The sequence below is a fragment of the Actinomyces naeslundii genome, assembly GCF_001956585.1.
Classification (GTDB): Bacteria; Actinomycetota; Actinomycetes; order Actinomycetales; family Actinomycetaceae; genus Actinomyces; species Actinomyces naeslundii.
Window position 1 is genome coordinate 49,204 of record NZ_MSRR01000006.1, and the last position, 18,131, is coordinate 67,334.

The following is an 18,131-nucleotide window of genomic DNA, read 5'->3' on the forward strand; positions in this document are numbered from 1 at the left end:
CCGACCGGCCGATAATCTTGAGGTCATGACGGACGAGTCCCACGGCGCCCATCCCTCCCATCCTGACCAACCCACCCACCCGGCTGAGCCGGCAGGCTCCACGAAGTCCCCGGAGCCCGGGCCGACTCAGCCGGAGGTGTGTCCTCCGGGTGAACAGAGCCCTCCCGGCCCCAAGGCCCCACAACCGCAGAAGACCGGCCTGCGGCGTCGGACCCTGATCCTCGGTGCGGCCGGCGCCGGTGCCCTCATCGTGGGCGGAGCCGTCCTGGTGCGATGCTCCACGGGGCGCCGGCCCGCCCCGTCACCGACCGCCACGGACTCGCCGGCCTCGGCCGCCTACCGCCCCGCCTACCACTACAGTCCCGCTGCGGGGAACCTCGCCGACCCCAACGGCCTGGTCCTCTACGAGGGCGAGTACCACCTCTTCCACCAGCAGGACGGTACCTGGGGCCACGCGATCAGCTCGGACATGGTGCACTGGAAACGCCAGGAGACGGCCTTGGAGCACGACGCGCAGGGCCTGGCCATGTCCGGCAGCTGCGTCGTCGACGGCGCCAACACCTCCGGCCTGGTCAAGGGCGGCGGCATGGTGGCCGTCTACACCTCCACCGAGGGCGGTGAGGCCCAGTCCCTGGCCTACTCCAGCGACCGGGGCCGGACCTGGCAGCGCTTCTCCGGCAACCCCGTCATCCCCAATGACGGGCGCAAGGACTTCCGCGACCCCAAGGTCTTCTGGCACGAGGACTCCAAGGCCTGGGTCATGATCGTCTCCGCCGGTGACCACGTCTCCCTGCTGCGCTCCACCGACCTCAAGGCCTGGACCCACGCCAGTGACTTCGGCCAGGGCATAGGCTCGCACGCCGCCGTGTGGGAGTGCCCCGATCTCTTCCCTCTGACCGACTCCAGCGACGGCCGCACCCGCTGGGTCATGACCCTCTCCGTGGGCGCCAACGAGGAGACGGCCGGCTCCACCGCCCAGTACTTCATCGGCGACTTCGACGGCTCCGTCTTCTTCCCTGAGGACCGTGAGACCCGCTTCACCGATGCCGGCCAGGACTTCTACGCCGCCCAGAGCTTCGAGCACGTCGAGGGCCGTCGTGTGTGGATGGCCTGGCTGGGCAACTGGAACTATCCCTACTCGCTTCCCACCGGCGACTGGCGCGGCGAGATGAGCATCCCGCGCGAGCTGTCCCTGACCACCGTCGGCGGTAGGCGCACCCTCATCCAGAGGCCCGTCCCCGAGCTCGACGCCCTTCGCGGCGAGGCCACCGACCTCGCCGGTCTCAAGGCCACCGATACGGTGACGGACCTGGGCACGGGCCGCACGGTCGAGATCGATCTGACCCTGGACGTCTCCCAGGCCTCCGAGGCCTGGCTGGGCCTGGCCCGCGGAGAGGTTGACGGCAAGACCCAGGAGGTTCGCGTCGGCGTCAACGTCTCGACCGGCACTCTCTACCTGGACCGCACCAACGGAGGTCTCACGCAGGTCGACGGCAAGGACGAGGGCACCAGGACCGACTTCGCCCTGCGACGTGAGGTGCGGTACCACCCCACCGGCTCCACGGTGCGTCTGCACCTCTACCTGGACCGCTCCAGCCTCGAGGTCTTCGTCGACGACGGCGCCACCGTCGGCAGCCTCCTGGTCTTCACCGCTCCCTCCTGCCAGGAGATCGTCCTGGGCGCCAAGGGCACGGCCACCATCGCCTCCGGCAGCCTCACCCCGCTGTCGGCCGCCCTGTAGGAGCGCCGCCAGGCGGTCCAACGACGACGAGGCGGGGCCGCCGGAACATCTGTTCCGACGGCCCCACCATCATCTCAGGGCGCTGCCGGGCAACGTGGTGCCCTGCCCATGGCCCTACTTCAGGGGCGGCTACTTCAGGCGCTGCGGGCGGGTGTCACCGCCGTTGGTGCGGGCCCGGTCCGCGGGGATGTCCGCGAAGCCTCCCAACCCGTTGGTGCCGTAGGTGCGGTCCACCGAGGTGGTGTCCCCGGAGATGTTGAGCTTCACCGTCGGGGACAACGAGCCCCCACGCACCGGGTTGCCATCCTTGTTGCCGCCGATGGAGTCGATGAAGGACTCCACCAGACCGCCGGGCATGACGTAGTGCGAGTAGGACTGGAAGGTGTAGGGACTCTGGTTGAAGTCCGGCGAGTAGGGCTTCCCCGGGTTGAAGTTGAGGTTGATGGGGTTGCCCAGCGCGATACCCGTGTTCTGGTTGAGCGGTTTGTAGTCCGATCGCAGCCCGTCACCCACGAACCCGTAGACGCCCTCGGGGCCCTGGAGACCGTCGGCGTAGGTCTCCCGGTGCGAGATCGTGAACAGGTAGTACTTGCCGTCCTGGAAGTAGATCTGCGGCCGCTCGGTCTGGTCATTGACGCAGTTACCGCTCAGCAGCGGTGGCAGGTACTCCCACTCGGTCATCGCCTTGTTCTTTGCCCGGGCCAGTCCCACGTTGGCCAGCTGGTAGTAGCCGCCGCGCTGGTTGACCGCCTCGACCGTCTCGGCCTTGGGGTCGCCCTTCTCGTATCCGAGGTCCTCCTCGGTGCAGGTGGCCAGGGTGGTGTTCTGACCGGCCTTGGCCGCGGCGTCGACGTACTGCTGCTCACGAACGAAGGCCGAGTTGCCCTCGAAGACCATGTACTCGGTGGGGTCCGAGGGGTTGTTCTGGTCGCGGAAGGTGAAGGGGTCACGGAAGTTCACGCCCGGGTTCTGCTCGCGGGTCTGGTAGTACTTGCCGTCCGGGACGAGCAGCTGGTGCTGGGTGCGGAAACCGGTGAGCCACACGCCGTTCTCGTCGGCGTAGATGCGTCCCTCGGACTGCACGATCCGCGGGTCGTAGGGCTTGGAGGTGGCGTTGTTATTACCCTGGCTGCCGTCGTTGTTCCCGCTGCCGCCGGTGGTGCTGTTGTAGAAGGCCACCGAGGTGTAGAACATGCGGATCTTGTTGCCCTCCATGAGGCGGGCCGAACCGGACCACTCGGTCTGGGCCGTGAAGCTCTGGTCCTCGAAGATCGAGCCGGAGGCGCCGTCGGGAAAGACGTGCCCACCGTAGATCCAGCCGCCGTTGGAGCTGCCCGCGCCGTCGGCCGAGGAGGTCTGCGTGCCGGCCTTGCGGTAGAAGAAGCCCAGACGCGCGTGGGTGTGGCGGTCGTCGAAGGTGTAACCGGCGTGCCGGTCGGCCACCAGGGAGAAGGCGATCTCCCAGCCGTTGTAGGAGATCTGGTGGGCCGCCTCATCGGTCAGCGTCCAGGTGTCCCACACCCACACGTCCTCGCTCGTGGCCGGGAATCCGTTGGAGATCTCAGGCATCGTGAGCTGCTCGGGCATCGAGTTGGTGCCCGACGGCGCCTTGGGGTTGGAGACCCGCTGGATCTGCATGGCGTCGGCGCGGGTCCACTTGGCGGTGTAGTTCTCCTCGACCCCGTGCGCCGCACCGGTGTGCTTGGTGGCGTTGGCCCAGCCGGGGTTGTCGGCCTTGAAGCCGTTGGCGTCCTGGGCGGCGGCTCCACCAGCGGCCTGCTGGTCGGCCTGACCCGCCTGCCCCTGATCCGTGGGGGTCTGGGTCGCCTGCCCCTGATCGGCAGGGGACTGGTCGTTCTTCTGGTCTGCTCCCGCCTCGGGTGAGGCCTCGGCGGTGGCGGAGGAGCTGGGGGTGGGTGAGGGGGTCTCATCGGCGAGCGCGGTGGTCCCGGTCCCGGCCACCAGGAGTCCGAGCGCCAGTGCTGCGGCCAGTCGTCTGCGACAGGCTCGGAACGAAGTGTGTGTCACGGTCATTGTCCGTACTGTCCTTACTCATGAGGGATGAGGGTGTCAGTGCGCCGTGAGCCGATGTTCTTGATCTCCCACCCCTACCTTAGGGGAACCTGGAGATGAGGGGACAGGGCTTTCGGCCGGGTGTGCAATTCCAGTCGTCTCCTACCAAAGACGTACACCCTGCACTCTCAGGGTTTATTGAGGTTTTCAGTCAATTTAGTGATATACCCCACGTGACGGTATGTTACTGGCCGGTTAGTCTTGAGCGCGTTCTCCGTGAGCTGTCTGGTCTCCCAGCCTGTCGGTTCAGGTGGTCGTCCGCTGCTGGGCGGCCCCGTGTCTAACGGAGATCCTGTGAGTACTCTTCCCATCCGTCTGCGACGGTTAACCGCACCAACAACCGCTTTCCTGGCCGTGCTCGCCTTGAGCGCCACCGGCTCGGCGGTGGCCGCTCCTGCGCCGAGCACGGCGGGGCAGTCCACCACCTCCCTGCGTAACACCTCCACGGTGAGCGCCCAGTCCCTGGCTCAGATGGTCGCCGGCCCGAAGGCGACCGTGACCAACGCGACCGTCTCCGGCAAGGACGTCCAGATCGGCACCGTCAAGGGGCTGCCGGGCGACGGCAACGCCATCACCGAGGGTGTCGCCCTGTCCACCGGGTCCCTCATCGACCCCGATCCCACCGCCGACTCCGACACCGACATCACCCGCTCCGCGGTCCTGGGGCCCAACGACGCCCTCGACACCACCGGTGACTTCGGCACCGTTGAGGACCCTGCGGGTCTGGGCAAGGTGGCCGGCACCGATGTCTACGACGAGGCCGTCCTGGAGTTCGACGTCACCGCCACCAGCTCCAACGTCGTCCTCTACTACAGCCTCGGCTCCGAGGAGTACGCCGGCGCCACCGAGGGGACTCCGGCCTCCTGGCAGTCCCGCGGCTACAAGGACCCGCTGAGCATCCAGGTCAACGGCACCGAGTGCGCCCACGTTCCCGGCACCCAGACGGCCGTGAGTGCGGCCACCATCAACGAGTCCTCGAACGCCGGCTACTACACGGCCAATGTCTCGGGCCATACACCGGGACAGATCCCGGTCGAGTTCAATGGCTACACCTCGGCCCTGCCGTGCCAGGCCGCCGTCACCCAGGGGAAGACGGTCCACGTGCGCGTCGCCATCGCTGATGCCCAGGACGGTCAGCTCGACTCCACAGTCCTTCTGCGCACCCAGGGGCTGGGGTTCACCGACAAGCCGATCACCGAGCCCTGCACGGCCAAGGCCGGCACCTGTGACATCCCCGGAACCAACAACGGTTCCAACGGGGCGAACAACAGCAAGGGCTCGACCACTCCACCCGGCCAGGGCAAGCCGGGCGTCACCGACTACAGCGCCGCCTCGCCCACGACGGGAGCCAAGACCACCGTGGCCGGTCTGCCCCTGACCGGAACCCAGGCGCTCTTCCTGGGCGTCGTCGCCCTGCTGCTCCTGGCCGGCGGTGGTGTGGCGCTCATACTGCGCCGTCGTCGCCTGGCCGGTTCTGAGGCCGACTGACAGTGAGGCTCTGGCCCACAGCCGGCTGACGGGGCGGATGAAGCTCTCTTCTTCCGCCCCGTCAGTCTGTGTCTGCGGCTCACCGCTGGTGGATGCTCAGTCCTCCTCCCGCCTGGAGGCTCGGCGCGCCGCCGCCTCCTTGGCCAGCATCGCGCAGCCCAGGACGCACAGAGGCATGGAGCTCAGCCACAGTGCCGTGGCGAAACGGGACAGAACCGGCGCCTGAGCCAGGGCGGGGAAGATGGCGGCGAGAACGACGAACATCATCCAGAAAGCGATTCGGCGCCCGCTGTGCGAATCCGAGTCGTTGTTGTCACTCATGGCCTGCTCCTCTTCATCCGGTGATCTCGAACCGGCGGTCCTCAAGACAGCCGGCGCGCAGGTCGGTGACGGTGATGGTGCGCACCGAGGCCCACCGCGGGCCGCGTCTCAGCCACGATATCAGCCGGGCCACGGCGTCCGACTCGCCCTGGGCCATGACCTCGACATCGCCGTCGGGCAGGTTGCGGACCTGTCCCACCACGCCCAGCTCCTGGGCCGCGTAGGCGCAGTGGTAACGGAAACCCACTCCCTGGACGGTCCCGTGGACCAGGACGTGAACGGTTCGTGTGCGCGTGCCGGCCTCGCTCATGACTCTATGGTCTCAGGCGTAGTGCCAAGCGGGAACCGGCAGGTTGGCTGCAGGGCCGGTTCAGCCTCGACCGCTAGTCTTGCCGCCATGCGTATCGCCACCGTCAACGTCAACGGCATTCGTGCTGCCGCCCGTAAAGGCATGGGGGACTGGCTCGCCGCCTCCGCCCCCGACATCCTCCTGCTTCAGGAGGTCCGCGCCGACGAGCAGATCGCGGTCGACCTCCTGCCCGGCTATCAGGCCGCCATCTGGCCCTGCCGTATCAAAGGGCGCGCCGGTGTGGGCGTCGCTGTGCGCGACGGCGGACCTGCCACCCTCGGGGAGCTGCGCTACGGTGTGGCAGCGCCTGGTACCGAGGAGCCCGACGTCGACTCCGGCCGGTGGCTCGAGGCCGATCTGACGGTGACCGGGCTCGAGGGTGTCGAGCAGCTGACCGTCATCTCCGCCTACCTCCACTCCGGCCAGCTCGGAACCGAGAAGATGGACCAGAAGTACGCCCACCTCGAGCTCGTCGACGCCCGCATGGCCGACCTGCTGGCCGCCGCCAGCGACGACGGGCCCCAGGTCCTCATGGCCGGGGACCTCAACGTGGTGCGCTCCGAGCGCGACATCAAGAACTGGAAGCCCAACCACAACAAGATCGCCGGTGTCATGGATGAGGAGATCGCCCATCTGGAGGGCTGGTTCTCCGACGGCTGGGTGGATGTCTCGCGCCACCTCGTGGGAGATGAGGAGCAGGGGCCCTACACATGGTGGTCCCAGCGCGGCAAGGCCTTCGACAACAACGCCGGCTGGAGGATCGACTACCAGGTCATCACTCCCGCCCTGGCCGAGCGGGCCCGCAGTGTGGCCGTGGACCGGGCGCCGGACTACGCTTCGCGCTGGTCCGACCACGCCCCGCTCGTCGTCGAGTACCTCTGAGTACAGCTGACGCCTCGGAGAACAGACGTCGGGGCCGGGCACATCAAGGTGCCCGGCCCCGACGGCGCATCAGTAGCGGATCGCGTCGATCGGCCGGATGCGGGTGGCCACGATCGCCGGGATGATGCCCGCCAGCGCGCCCACGGCGGTGGCGGCGACAAGGCCGATGATGGCTGCCACCATGGGGAAGGGCGGGGTCGTTTCCACCGGGATGCCCAGGAAGGAGCTCAGCGGCATGAAGCGCATCCCCATGATCGCGATCCCGATGCCGACGACGCCGGCGACCACGGTTGCCACCACCGACTCCAGCATGATGGAGAAGAAGATGCGTCGGCTCGTCGCCCCGAAGGAGCGCCGCACCCCGATCTCGTGGATGCGCTGACGCACGGTCACCAGGGAGATGTTGACCAGGCTCAGGGCTCCCAGAAGCATGACGAACACACCGGCGGCCGTGACCACCTGGGTGAAGGTGCTCGCACTGGAGCTCATGCTGCTGCCCTGGAGGTTGTCCTCGGTCCGGGTCGAGCCCTGGCCGAAGCGCGCGTCCAGGTCCTTCTTGGCCAGGCTGGCCACATCCTTGGCGCCGCTCTTGCCGGCCCAGACCTCCAGTGTGGGGGCGGGGCGGGTGGCGTCCTTGGGCAGCCAGCTCTCGTAGGGCGTGTTGAGAGCGAAGGCGGTCACGGGCTGTGTGCACGGCAGGCCCGCGTCCCGCTCGGGGTCGCCGCTGCAGCCGATGAGGGAGAGGTCCTCCGCCTCGAGCACACCGACGATCGTGAAGGAGGTCTGCACGGGGGAGAAGGAGGTGATGGTGATCGGCCCGGTGAACTGCTGGATCCCCATCGCGTCGAGGAACCCCTGGGTGACGACCAGGCTCGGGGAGAGATCGTCCTCGTCCTGCGCGGTGAACCAGCGCCCCTGGGAGATGCTCTTGTGATGCAGGAGCCCGTAGCTCAGGCTCACGGTCTGGGTGGGGACGCTCCGGGCGCCGTCGGGGAAGGAGAAACGGACGTTGGAGGTGTAGGTCGTCGCCCAGGACTTGACGTCGTAGCGCTCGACGAAGCTGCTCATCGCCCCCGAGATCCTCGCTGCAGTCGCAGCACTGGTCGTGGTGCTCGCGCCCGAGCCGTCTGCGCTGCTACTACCCCCGCCACTGCTCCCGCCACTGCCCCCACTGCTGCCGGCTCCGTTGCTGCCGGTGCTCTCGTCTGCGCTCGCCTCGGGTGCGTCGTCGGCCTGGAGGGCCTGGTCCAGGCCCTTGCCGGTGGGACTGACGTTGATCGTCACCGTGCCTTGGCGACCGGTGTACTTCTCGCCCACCTTGTTGATGGCGTCGACGGAGACCTGCCCCAGGGCGATGACGAAGGTCATGGCCGCCACTGCCGCCGCCACGCCCACCAGTGACAGCAGGACCCTCAGCTTGCCGATGCGCAGCTGAGCCCAGGCCTCGACGATGGCGCCGAAGAATCCGGTGAGAATGCCGTTCATGAGGCTCCTTCGAGACTGGTGGGGACGGTCGGGTAGGGGGAGGTCGGAGGAGTGGCGACCTCACCGAACTCCTCCAGGCTGCCGACCTGACGGCGCGTGACGGAGATCGGGGTGAGGGTGCCGTGATCGAGTCGGTACTGCGTGTGGGCGCGGCCGGCCACGGCCAGGTCGTGAGTGATGATGATGAGGGCGGCGCCGTTCTCGGCGCACTGGCGCTCCAGGAGCGTCATGACCGAGTTGCCGGTGTCGACATCGAGGGCGCCGGTGGGCTCGTCGGCCAGGATGACGCTGGGACGGCGGGACAGTGCCCTCGCGATGGCCACCCGCTGCTGCTCGCCTCCCGAGAGGCGTGCGATGGGTGATCCCACCTTGTCTCCCAGACCTACGGCCTCCAACAGCTCCGCGGCCCGTGCGCTACGGGTCCAGAAGGCCTTGCCGGTGTCGTACAGGAGCGGAGCGGCCACGTTCTCGGTGGTGCTCAGTCCCGAGATGAGATTGAAGGACTGGAAGACGAAGCCGAAGGTCCTCCCCCGCAGGTGGGCGCGGCGGCTCTCCCCGAGCCGGGAGGTGTCGGTGCCGGACAGCGTGTAGTTGCCCGACGTCGGTCTGTCGATGAGGCCCAGGATGTTGAGCAGGGTGGACTTCCCGGTTCCCGAGCGTCCCACGATGGCCACGTGCTCGCCGGGGGAGACGCTCAGGTTGACTCCCGTGAGGATCTGCAGGGGCTCGGAGTCGGGAACGGTGAAGGTGCGGGTGATCTCCCGCAGCTCCAGCAGCCCGCTCACAGGATTTCCTTACCGTCGGCGTCGTAGCAGGCGGAGTTGTCCGGCTCGCAGGTGTCCGGTGTGCCGGTACGGCGCGTGTCCTTGTTGGGCACGAACTGGAGGACCTCCTGGTCCGCCTTGAGGCCGGCGGTCACCTGGATGTTCGTACCGTCCGTGATTCCCAGGGTCACGGCGGTCTTGACCGCCTTCGAGGTGTCTCCGGACTCGGGGACCAGCCACACGAAGCCCGAGCCGACCTTGCCCTCCACAGCGGTGACGGGAATCAGCAGGGTGTCGGAGGCACTACCCGCGTCGACGCTGATGGTGGCGGGCATGCCGGCGAAGACCTTCTGGTCGCCGGGGACCGAGCAGCGCATCTCCACGCTGGTGCCGTCACCGGAGGTGGTCGTCGTCGAGCCGTCCCCGCCGGTGGTCGTCGAGCTGGTGGACTTGGTTCCGACCTTGAGGTTGTTGCACTGGAAGGGGGCCGGGCCCCCCTCGAGCGTCAGGGTCGCGGCGGTGGGGGCGTTGGTGAGCCGGTACTGCTGAGCGGCGCTGACGGTGCCGGTGGCCGAGTAGGTCGAGGGCGTGATCGTGGCCACGACCACGCCGACGCCGGTCTCCTGCTGCTTGATGACCTTGGGTGTCACCGTGCCGCTGACAGGCGCGTAGATCGTGGACCAGGTGACCTTGTCCGCGACCGGTGTCTGGGTGACGTTGCCCTCCCCGTCCGTGCTCGTCGTCGGGTTCTGGGTCTCGGTGTGCTTGATGTAGAGCAGAGGATCGCCGGCGCTGACCTGAGCGTCCTTCTCCACAGCCACCGAGTCCACCACGCCGGCCAGGTCGGCCTGGACCTCGACAGTGGCGTCCTGGACGATACGGCCCTTGACGTCGATCTTGTTGGCGATATTGCCCTTGGCGACAGTGACGGTGTTGACGTTGGCGGCGTAGCCGGGGGAGATGTCGGCGGTCGCGCTGTCGTTCTGCGAGGGGAAGAAGGCGATCTTGACCAGGGCGATGGCGACGATCACCGCGATGAGGGCCTTGAGGGCAGGCCAGACGAAGCGCTTCACGGCGTCCTCCATGATGACAACGGGATCGGAACCGGGGAGGGAGCCCGCGTTCCTGATTAATACGGGCAGAGACTACGGCAGGGACACTCATCTGACCTCATCCTGAAGGAGGAATGCTGAAAGCCCTCTCCAACCGAGGTTGGAGAGGGCTGAGCACCGTGAGCTACGCGGGCTGGCCGGCGGTGCTGCGCGGCTCAGGGAAGTCGACCGGCCGGGGCGGCGGGAACCGCGTCCAGGAAGGCCGGCGGGTTGAAGCCCTCGCGCTCGTAGGCCTGTGCCACGGCAGCGGCCACATCGTGGACGGTCTTGGCATCCACCAGGGCGATCGCCGAGCCCCCGAACCCGCCACCGGTCATGCGCGCTCCATGGGCGCCGGCGGCGCGGGCGGCCTCCACGGCCACGTCCAGCTCGGGGCAGGTGCACTCGTAGTCCACGCGCAGCGACTCGTGCGAGGCGTCCATGAGCCTGCCCGCCTCGGCGAGCTTCTCGCCGCGCAGAGGGCGTCCGTCCTGCAGGAGGTCGACCAACCGGCGGGTGCGGTCGATCTCGGTGACCACGTGCCGGGTGCGCTTGATCAGCTCGTCGGCGTCGTCGGTGCTGGAGAGCCGCTCCAGGGCCTGAGGCAGATCCTCGATCGCGATGTCCGCCAGGAGCTCGACGCCCAGGATCTGGGCGGCGCGCTCGCAGGCCGCTCGTCTGGCACCGTACTGACCGTCATCCAGGGAGTGCTTGGCCTTGGTGTCGATGACCAGCAGGGCCAGGTCCTCGGCGGCCAGGTCGAAGGGTACGTGGGCCACCGAGCCGTCGCGGCAGTCCAGCTCCAGGGCGTGACCCTCGCGGCAGCGCAGGGAGGCCGACTGGTCCATGCCGCCGGTGGGGGCTCCGGCCATCTCGTTCTCCGTGCGCACGCAGTTGGTCACCAGGCGGGCGCGTCCGGCGTCGTCGGGCTCCTCAGGCGTTCCGGCCAGCCCCAGGCCCGCGACCTCGTCGATGGCGACGGCCGCCGAGCACTCCAGGGCCGCCGAGGAGGACAGGCCGCCTCCCAGGGGCACGCAGGAGACAAGGGCGGCGTCGAAGCCGGGCAGGTCCTCGAACCCGTCACGCTCCAGGGCCCAGGCGACGCCGGCGATGTAGGCCGCCCAGTGCGCCACCTCGCCGGGAGTGCCCTTGGGGCCGATCGTGTCGAGGCTCGTGACGTCGACCTTCTCCCTGGTCTGGGGGGAGACCAGACGCACGGTGCGGTCGTCGCGGCGTCGCAGTGCCAGGTGCGCCCGGTGGGGCAGGGCGATCGGCAGGGCCAGGCCGCCGTTGTAGTCGGTGTGCTCCCCGATGATGTTGACGCGCCCAGGTGCGTACCAGACGCCGTCGGGCTCGGCCTCGAAGACCTCGCGGAACAGGGCGGTCGCGGCCTCGGCGCCCTCCTTCGGGCTCATGGCGGGGGCGAAGACGGGAGCATCGTTGGTCATCATGGTCTCCTGAGGTTGGTTGTTCTGATGTGCTCAGTCAGTGGGCGGGCGGTTGGCGGGACGCGAGTAAGGCTGAGGGAACGGTCGGGGTCAGGCTGCGACCGTCAGGCGGGTGCCGGTCTGCTGAAGGGAGCTGATGGTGTCGGTGTCGGGCTCGGCATCGGTGACCAGGACCCCGATGTCCCGGGTGGGGCAGAAGGACCGCAGACCCAGGACCCCCCACTTGGTGGAGTCCAGTGTGGCCACCACCGTGCGGCCTGCGGCTACGAGCGCCTGGTTGGCGGAGGCCTCCAAGAGGTTGGGCGTCATGAGCCCGGCCTCCGGGGTGAAGCCGTGGGCGCCCAGGAAGACCCACTCCACGCGCATCGTGCGCAGCGCGTCGACGGCCACCGGCCCCACCAGGGCGTTTGACGGCGTGCGCTCGCCCCCGGTGACCACCACGGTCGGGGCGTCACGGTTCTCGGAGCGGGCGGTATCGGCGGCGTCGAAGAGCACCTGTGCGGCCGGCAGCGAGTTCGTGATGACGGTCAGGGTCGGGAAGTGCTCCATCTCGGTCAGGGCCTGGGCGAGCGCCAGGGTGGTGGTCCCGGCCGACAGCGCCAAGGAGTCCCCGGGGCGCACCATGGCGGCCGCGGCCTGGCCGATACGGCGCTTGGCATCCAGATTGAGGGTGGATTTTGCGGTGAAACGGGGCTCGATGGTGGTGGGGCCGGCCGCCACCGCGCCGCCGTGAACGCGCTCGACCAGCCCCTGGGCGACGAGCTCGGTGATATCACGGCGCACGGTCATCTCCGAGATCCCCAGCTCCTCGACGACGTCGGCCACGCGGATGCCGCCCGTGGCCGCGACCCGCTCCAGAATGTGTTCCTGGCGCTGTCGGGCCAGCATCGGTGCCGGACGCGATGATCCGGCGGTGGAGGAGGCGGAGAGACCGGATTGCATGAGGCCAGTTTGCCAGACCTTGACGGCGAAAACACCATCTCCGCACGTTCTCGCACAGAGTCGCACAGAGGAATTGGTGGTAGTTCACATTTCAGCCATTCGGTCGGTCATGGCACACTTATCCCGCTCGTGCGGCACTCCCGGCTGGGATGTAGGGGGTGTGGCGCGGTAGTGTGTTCAGGTCACCTTCAGGACATCTGCTCGTCCTGACGCCCGACCCCGCATCAACCAGATCAGCCAATCGTCCCGTAGGAGCTCAGGAGCCATGCAGATCCCCGCACCAGACGCGCACCAGTGCGTGATCGGTGTGGCCATCGCCCTGCCCTCCCACTACGCCGCCCAGGTGCGGGCGGTGCGGGAGGCCGCTGGAGATCCTCTGGCCGAGGTCGTTCCGCCCCACATCACCCTGCTGCCGCCGACCGCCGTCGACGTCGACTCGCTCGATGAGGTCATGCGGCACTTGCGCAACGTGGCTGCGGGGACTCAGCCCTTCGACGTGCGTCTCGACGAGGTCGGCACCTTCCGCCCCGTCAGTCCGGTGGTCTACCTCAGTCTGCGCAGCGGTGCCAAGGAGTGCGACAGCCTTCAGGCCCGGGTCCGCGACCGCCGCGGCCCTCTGGCCCGCTCGCTCAGCTTCCCCTTTCACCCGCACGTGACCCTGGCCCATGAGGTGGCCGATGAGGGGCTCGACGTCGCAGCGAGGCAGGGTGCGGGGCTGGTCATGGACTTCACCGTCACCAAGCTCCATCTCTACCGCCACCTCACTCGGTCCGGCTGCGATGAGTATCCCGGCTCGGGGGGCTGGGAGGTGGTGGCCGCCTTCGCCTTCGGCGGTTCGCTCGCATCCGGTGCTGCTGACGTCTCCGTTGAGGGGACGGCGCCGGTAGCGCCGGCGACTCCGACGACTCCCGTGGTCTCGGTGTGATCGAGCGCGTCAAGGCCTTTCTGGCGGCCGGGCGGCGAACGAGGATCGGACGAGCCCTGGTCCGTTACGGCACGGCACGCGGTGCGCTCATGGCCGGTGGGATCGCTTACACGGCCATGTTCTCGGTCTTCGCGGTGCTGGTCATCGGCGTGAACCTGCTCATGGTGGTGCTCGGCAATCACCCCACTATCCGCGCGGCCGTTGTCGACTCGATCAACTCCATGCTGCCCGGCGTCATCGACGCCGGTAACGGTCGGGGGCTGGTGTCGGTGAACCAGCTGACGCTCACCTCCGCGCTCAATCTGGGCTCCGTGGTGGCGGCGGGAGCGCTCATCTACTCGGTCATCAGCCTCATGGGCACCCTCAAGATCGCACTACGTGCCATGTTCGGCCTGGTCAACCCCGCGATGAGGCCGGTGGTCGGGCAGCTGGCGAATATCGCCGGCTTCCTCGTCATCGTGGCCGGGGTGCTGGTGACCGCCGTTGCCTCGGTGGTGACGACGACGTTGTCGGGCAGCGTCGGACGGGCCCTGGGGCTGCCGGAGTCGCTGACCGGGACCGGGGTCTGGCTGACGACGCTCCTGATCTCCTTCCTCATCGACACCGGTGTCCTGTCGCTCCTCATCACCATCTGCGGGATCCGCCCGCCCCGACGCGATCTGGTGCTGGGGTGCATGCTGGGCGCCTTCGCGCTCGGCGTGCTGCGCCAGGTGGGAACCGGCGCGGTCGGTTCGGTGACGCGTAACCCGCTGCTCGCCTCCTTCGCGGCCATCGCCGTCCTCATCCTGTGGCTGCACCTGACCAGCCGTATCGTGCTGCTCATGGCGGCCTGGATGGCTAACCCGCCGCTGCCCCGCGACGTCGACCACCCCGACGAGGTCCACGCCCACGAGCGCCCCAACTACGTGACGCTCTCCGTGCCCGAGACCCTGACCTGGCCCCGCCAGTCCATCACCGGCAGCCTCGAGGCCGACCCGACGGCGCACCCCGACTACGTCCCTCCGGTGGTGATCCCCTGAGTGTGGATGAAACCACTTTCTTGGGAGAGATGAGGATGGCGGTGGCGTCCGAAGACGGAATTTTTACGAATCAAAAGGTGGGCGTGACGTGTTCTCGATTCCCTGGTCGCCTACTGATTCGGTAGGATATGTATGCATCGGCGAGTTGTGAGTCCGGGGAGTTGAGATTCTCGTCTGCATGGGTAGCATTGCGTGTCGAACGCAACCTTTGTTTTCTTTTTCCTGAAAGGAGCTGTCGTGTCAGCGGCTAAACGAGTACTCATCTTCGCCTTGGTTCTGCTGGTAGCGGGGGTGGGGACCATCGGGATTAGTCTTATTCCGGCGAGCGGCTCGGCCCCTAAGTACGAATGTGTCACTGACGAGCCCGTCAGTTCCGGGTTCAGCGATCCGAACCAGGGAGACTGTCCTGTCACAATTGAGAGCTATGAGGCTCGTTCCCGGTGGGAGAGTCAAGGATGGCTCGGTGAGAGTGCCTATCCGGTTCGCAAAGTGGCAGCCGCTGGAGTGGTGCTCGGCATTATTGGTTTGATTGCCGCAGGTGTCATGAAAGTGACGCAGCGGAAGAAGGTCGTCCGACCCGGGATGTAGTTGCTGAGACTGGGGCGGTGGTGTGTGCGAGGCGCCTGCCCGAGCGCTAGCCTGTGCCGGTGACTGACACTCCTGGTAACCCTGGCAAGCCCGATCACGCTGTGTGGCCCGACGGCTCTGGTCCTGCCGCCGGCTCGGCGCCGGCCATTCACGCCATCATTCCCGCCGGCGGCGCGGGCACCCGGCTGTGGCCGCTCAGCCGGCGCCACCGCCCCAAGTTCCTCCTCAACCTCACCGGGGTCGGCCACAGCCTCCTGCAGGACACCGTTGAGCGCCTCGCGCCGGTGACCGCGACGACGACGATCGTCACCGGCGTCGCCCACATCGCCGCCGTGGCCGACCAGCTTCCGGGTGTCCCGCGCGACAACCTCCTGGCCGAGCCCTCCCCACGTGACTCCATGGCGGCCATCGGTCTGGCCGCCGCCGTCATCGCTCACCGCCACGGGCGAGGCGCCGTCGTCGGCTCCTTCGCCGCCGACCACACGGTGGCCGACCGGGCCGCCTTCGAGAACGCCGTGCGCCAGGCCGCCCTCCTGGCCGAGCAGGGCTGGGTGGTCACCATCGGGATCGAGGCCACCGGCCCCTCGACCGCCTTCGGCTACATCCACGCCGGAGACCCTACCGACGTGCCCGGCGCCCCCGACGGGCGCCAGGTCCTGGGCTTCACCGAGAAGCCCGACGCCGTCACCGCCGCCGCCTACCTGGCCACCGGCGACTATCGCTGGAACGCAGGAATGTTCGTGGTCCGCGCCGGCGTCCTCCTGGACCACCTGGCCGCGCTCAGACCGCGGCTGGCCGCCGGCATCGAGGCCATCGCCGCAGCCTGGGACACTCCCGAGCGGGAGGAGGTTCTGGCCGAGCGCTGGCCGGCCCTGGAGAAGATCGCCATCGACCACGCCATCGCCGAGCCGGTGGCCGCCTCCGGGGGCGTGGCCACCGTCCCGGTCTCCATGGGCTGGAACGACGTCGGCGGCTTCGACGCCCTGGCCGAGCTCGTCGCTCCCCGCACTGAGGGGCCGGCAGCCGGCGCCGGCGTGCTCGACGGTGTCGACAGTACTGACGGCTCAGCCTCAGATGAGGCCCCGGCCGAGGTTCGGGTGGCTGGATCCGACGGTGCCCTCGTAGCCTCCACGTCCGGGCGCACGGTGGTGCTGCTGGGTGTGCCGGGCGTCGTCGTCGTCGATACCCCTGACGCCCTCCTGGTCACCACGCCCGAGCACGCCCAGGACGTCAAGGGTGTCGTTGACGCCCTGAAGGAGGACGGACGCGAGGACCTGCTCTAGCGGCACCTCCGGACCGCGAGCTGTCTTGTCTCCTCACTTCTGAGACATGTGAGCGTCATGGCCTCTGAGGTACTCGCTTCGGTGGGGCCTCCAGCGGGCCTGGTGGCGCTGGCTCAACCTGGCCTTGGCCCGAGCCCTCCTCGGGCCGGCGTACTGCACGAGGGCGGGGGTGTACTGGCCAAGGGCTGTGCGTACTGCACGAGCCTCCGCACCTCATGAAGTACCCCCGAACCCTGCCCAGTAGTACCCGACCTTCGTGCAATGGGCCCAGGCGAGGCCGAGCCACCTGGGTGACCGCGCCGGTCCCTGCCGGCAGGGCGGGCGACGACTGTCTCGCCCGGTCGGCCCGTCTCACGGTGTCATGAGATGTCATGACATCTGACGCTTTCAGAAGCCATGAGGCAACACACCTCCGGACCATGAATGCGGTAGCTGCTGGAGCCGCCGGCGCCCTGAGGGGCCCGGTGCCGGAAGAAGAGATTCTCCCGGCGCAGGGCCCTCGCGCTGAAACCGAGATGATCACGAGCCGACCCTGGTGGATCAAACGGTGTGAGAATGACACGCTTTCGCATATCCTTGACGCCCAATGTGTTGTCCGTCGCACGCGAGAGCCACGGAGGTTTCCATGAAGAAGACCTGTTCCGCGATGACGCTTGGCGCGGTCCTGGCCCTGGGCCTGGCCGCCTGCGGAACGCCACCGGCGCAGCGGCCCACGCGCAACCTCGAGGGCGCCAAGGACTTCACCGCCTGCATGCTCTCCGATGAGGGCGGCTTCGATGACCACTCCTTCAACGAGTCGGGCAAGAAGGGCCTGGACCGGGCCGGCAAGGAGCTCGGGGTCAAGACCGTCGCCGTGCAGTCGGAGAGCTCGGCCGACTACGCCACCAACATCTATGCGCTCATTCAGCAGAACTGCAAGCTCGTCATCGGCGTCGGCTTCAACATCGCCGCCGACCTGACCGAGTCGGCCAAGGCCAACCCCGACATCCAGTTCGCCCTCATCGACGCCTCCTTCATCGGAGCCGACGGGAAGCCGGCCACCCTGCCCAACGCCAAGCCGCTGCTGTTCAAGACGGCCGAGGCCGCATATCTGGCCGGATACGCCGCCGCCGGCACCTCCCAGACCGGGGTCGTGGGCACCTACGGCGGCAAGCCCCTGCCCACCGTCCAGATCTTCATGGACGGCTTCGCCAGGGGCGTGTCCCGGTACAACGAGGACACCGGCGCCTCCGTGCAGGTCAGGGGCTGGGACACCGCCACCGGCAAGGGCGGGTCCTTCGTCGGCAACTTCTCCGACGCCGCCAAGGGCCAGGCCATCACCGAGCAGTTCATCTCCCAGGGCGCCGACGTCATCATGCCCGTGGCCGGCCCCGTCGGCCAGGGCACGCTGTCCACCGTCAAGCAGCGGAATGCCGCCGGCGGCGCCAACGCCGTCATCTGGGTCGACTCCGACGGCTACACCTCCACCAGCGACGGCTCCATCATCATGACCTCCGTGGTCAAGGAGATCGGCAACTCGGTCTACGACACCGTCAAGGACGCCTCCGAGGGCAGGTTCTCCGCCGATCCCTACATCGGCACCCTCAAGAACAAGGGGGTGACCGCCGCTCCCTTCCACGACTTCGACTCCCGGGTCCCCGATCCGGTCAAGACCAGGCTCGAGGAGCTTCGCACCCAGATCACCAACGGAACCCTCGACGTCTCGACCCCCTACGACCCCTCCTGAACGTCC

At 68.2% G+C, this 18,131-nt stretch carries 16 protein-coding genes; 8 read left to right on the forward strand and 8 right to left on the reverse strand.

Annotation, left to right across the window (positions count from 1 at the left end):
• Window positions 1–25 precede the first annotated feature (25 nt).
• The gene (locus tag BKH33_RS03285) at window positions 26–1,741 is read left to right on the forward strand and encodes a glycoside hydrolase family 32 protein (protein ID WP_003781998.1); all 1,716 of its coding nucleotides are present in this window, start codon (window positions 26–28) and stop codon (window positions 1,739–1,741) included.
• A gap of 129 nt (window positions 1,742–1,870) precedes the next feature.
• Here the strand turns inward: BKH33_RS03285 and BKH33_RS03290 are convergent, their stop codons facing one another.
• Window positions 1,871–3,775, reverse strand: coding sequence for a glycoside hydrolase family 68 protein (locus BKH33_RS03290; protein ID WP_003782007.1), 1,905 nt, complete (start codon window positions 3,773–3,775; stop codon window positions 1,871–1,873).
• Between the two features lie 333 nt (window positions 3,776–4,108).
• Here BKH33_RS03290 and BKH33_RS03295 point away from each other — a divergent pair, with 333 nt between their 5' ends.
• A complete protein-coding gene (locus BKH33_RS03295; protein WP_076142531.1) occupies window positions 4,109–5,302 on the forward strand; it encodes a choice-of-anchor L domain-containing protein in 1,194 nt (397 codons plus the stop codon).
• A gap of 96 nt (window positions 5,303–5,398) precedes the next feature.
• Here the strand turns inward: BKH33_RS03295 and BKH33_RS03300 are convergent, their stop codons facing one another.
• Both BKH33_RS03300 and BKH33_RS03305 read right to left on the reverse strand, forming a co-directional pair.
• Window positions 5,399–5,623 (reverse strand): hypothetical protein, encoded by a 225-nt coding sequence (locus BKH33_RS03300; RefSeq protein ID WP_003781979.1) that lies wholly within the window; start codon window positions 5,621–5,623, stop codon window positions 5,399–5,401.
• Between the two features lie 13 nt (window positions 5,624–5,636).
• On the reverse strand, window positions 5,637–5,933 hold the full coding sequence (locus BKH33_RS03305) for an acylphosphatase (RefSeq protein ID WP_003782044.1): 297 nt from the start codon (window positions 5,931–5,933) through the stop codon (window positions 5,637–5,639).
• Window positions 5,934–6,020: 87 nt separating this feature from the next.
• Between BKH33_RS03305 and BKH33_RS03310 the strand changes: the two genes are divergently transcribed.
• On the forward strand, window positions 6,021–6,854 hold the full coding sequence (locus BKH33_RS03310) for an exodeoxyribonuclease III (RefSeq protein ID WP_076069598.1): 834 nt from the start codon (window positions 6,021–6,023) through the stop codon (window positions 6,852–6,854).
• 69 nt (window positions 6,855–6,923) lie between these two features.
• Here the strand turns inward: BKH33_RS03310 and BKH33_RS03315 are convergent, their stop codons facing one another.
• The 5 genes from BKH33_RS03315 to BKH33_RS03335 all read right to left on the reverse strand — a co-directional run bounded on the left by BKH33_RS03315 (window position 6,924) and on the right by BKH33_RS03335 (window position 12,530).
• Complete coding sequence (locus BKH33_RS03315; RefSeq protein ID WP_076142533.1) at window positions 6,924–8,339, reverse strand: ABC transporter permease; 1,416 nt, start codon at window positions 8,337–8,339, stop codon at window positions 6,924–6,926.
• Window positions 8,336–9,124, reverse strand: coding sequence for an ABC transporter ATP-binding protein (locus BKH33_RS03320; protein ID WP_003781990.1), 789 nt, complete (start codon window positions 9,122–9,124; stop codon window positions 8,336–8,338). Before BKH33_RS03320 ends, BKH33_RS03315 begins: the two co-directional genes overlap by 4 nt.
• The gene (locus BKH33_RS03325; RefSeq protein WP_076067916.1) at window positions 9,121–10,188 is read right to left on the reverse strand and encodes a permuted SH3 domain-containing protein; all 1,068 of its coding nucleotides are present in this window, start codon (window positions 10,186–10,188) and stop codon (window positions 9,121–9,123) included. Before BKH33_RS03325 ends, BKH33_RS03320 begins: the two co-directional genes overlap by 4 nt.
• Window positions 10,189–10,370: 182 nt before the next feature.
• Window positions 10,371–11,642, reverse strand: a complete 1,272-nt coding sequence (galK, locus tag BKH33_RS03330; RefSeq protein ID WP_076069603.1) for a galactokinase — start codon at window positions 11,640–11,642, stop codon at window positions 10,371–10,373.
• A gap of 90 nt (window positions 11,643–11,732) precedes the next feature.
• Window positions 11,733–12,530, reverse strand: coding sequence for a DeoR/GlpR family DNA-binding transcription regulator (locus BKH33_RS03335; protein WP_043539097.1), 798 nt, complete (start codon window positions 12,528–12,530; stop codon window positions 11,733–11,735).
• 319 nt (window positions 12,531–12,849) lie between these two features.
• On the opposite strand from BKH33_RS03335, the gene BKH33_RS03340 reads away from it, so the two are divergent.
• The 5 genes from BKH33_RS03340 to BKH33_RS03360 all read left to right on the forward strand — a co-directional run bounded on the left by BKH33_RS03340 (window position 12,850) and on the right by BKH33_RS03360 (window position 18,125).
• Entirely contained in the window at window positions 12,850–13,509 is a 660-nt protein-coding gene (locus BKH33_RS03340; protein ID WP_003782070.1) for a 2'-5' RNA ligase family protein, read from the forward strand.
• On the forward strand, window positions 13,506–14,528 hold the full coding sequence (locus tag BKH33_RS03345; protein ID WP_003782034.1) for a YihY/virulence factor BrkB family protein: 1,023 nt from the start codon (window positions 13,506–13,508) through the stop codon (window positions 14,526–14,528). Before BKH33_RS03340 ends, BKH33_RS03345 begins: the two co-directional genes overlap by 4 nt.
• A gap of 192 nt (window positions 14,529–14,720) precedes the next feature.
• Window positions 14,721–15,116, forward strand: a complete 396-nt coding sequence (locus tag BKH33_RS03350; RefSeq protein WP_232621461.1) for a hypothetical protein — start codon at window positions 14,721–14,723, stop codon at window positions 15,114–15,116.
• 101 nt (window positions 15,117–15,217) lie between these two features.
• Window positions 15,218–16,399 carry a mannose-1-phosphate guanylyltransferase gene (locus tag BKH33_RS03355; RefSeq protein ID WP_003781987.1) on the forward strand — a complete coding sequence of 394 codons (1,182 nt, stop codon included), beginning with the start codon at window positions 15,218–15,220 and terminating at the stop codon, window positions 16,397–16,399.
• Window positions 16,400–17,024: 625 nt separating this feature from the next.
• Entirely contained in the window at window positions 17,025–18,125 is a 1,101-nt protein-coding gene (locus BKH33_RS03360; protein WP_003781983.1) for a BMP family lipoprotein, read from the forward strand.
• Window positions 18,126–18,131 lie beyond the last annotated feature (6 nt).

Excerpts from the sequence above, each read along its gene's own strand:
- BKH33_RS03285 (WP_003781998.1), top strand. The coding sequence starts at position 26 with ATGACGGACGAGTCCCACGGCGCCCATCCCTCCCATCCTGACCAACCC.
- BKH33_RS03290 (WP_003782007.1), bottom strand. The coding sequence starts at position 3,775 with ATGACCGTGACACACACTTCGTTCCGAGCCTGTCGCAGACGACTGGCC.
- BKH33_RS03300 (WP_003781979.1), bottom strand. The coding sequence starts at position 5,623 with ATGAGTGACAACAACGACTCGGATTCGCACAGCGGGCGCCGAATCGCT.
- BKH33_RS03305 (WP_003782044.1), bottom strand. The coding sequence starts at position 5,933 with ATGAGCGAGGCCGGCACGCGCACACGAACCGTTCACGTCCTGGTCCAC.
- BKH33_RS03310 (WP_076069598.1), top strand. The coding sequence starts at position 6,021 with ATGCGTATCGCCACCGTCAACGTCAACGGCATTCGTGCTGCCGCCCGT.
- BKH33_RS03315 (WP_076142533.1), bottom strand. The coding sequence starts at position 8,339 with ATGAACGGCATTCTCACCGGATTCTTCGGCGCCATCGTCGAGGCCTGG.
- BKH33_RS03325 (WP_076067916.1), bottom strand. The coding sequence starts at position 10,188 with ATGGAGGACGCCGTGAAGCGCTTCGTCTGGCCTGCCCTCAAGGCCCTC.
- galK (WP_076069603.1), bottom strand. The coding sequence starts at position 11,642 with ATGACCAACGATGCTCCCGTCTTCGCCCCCGCCATGAGCCCGAAGGAG.
- BKH33_RS03335 (WP_043539097.1), bottom strand. The coding sequence starts at position 12,530 with ATGCTGGCCCGACAGCGCCAGGAACACATTCTGGAGCGGGTCGCGGCC.
- BKH33_RS03340 (WP_003782070.1), top strand. The coding sequence starts at position 12,850 with ATGCAGATCCCCGCACCAGACGCGCACCAGTGCGTGATCGGTGTGGCC.
- BKH33_RS03360 (WP_003781983.1), top strand. The coding sequence starts at position 17,025 with ATGAAGAAGACCTGTTCCGCGATGACGCTTGGCGCGGTCCTGGCCCTG.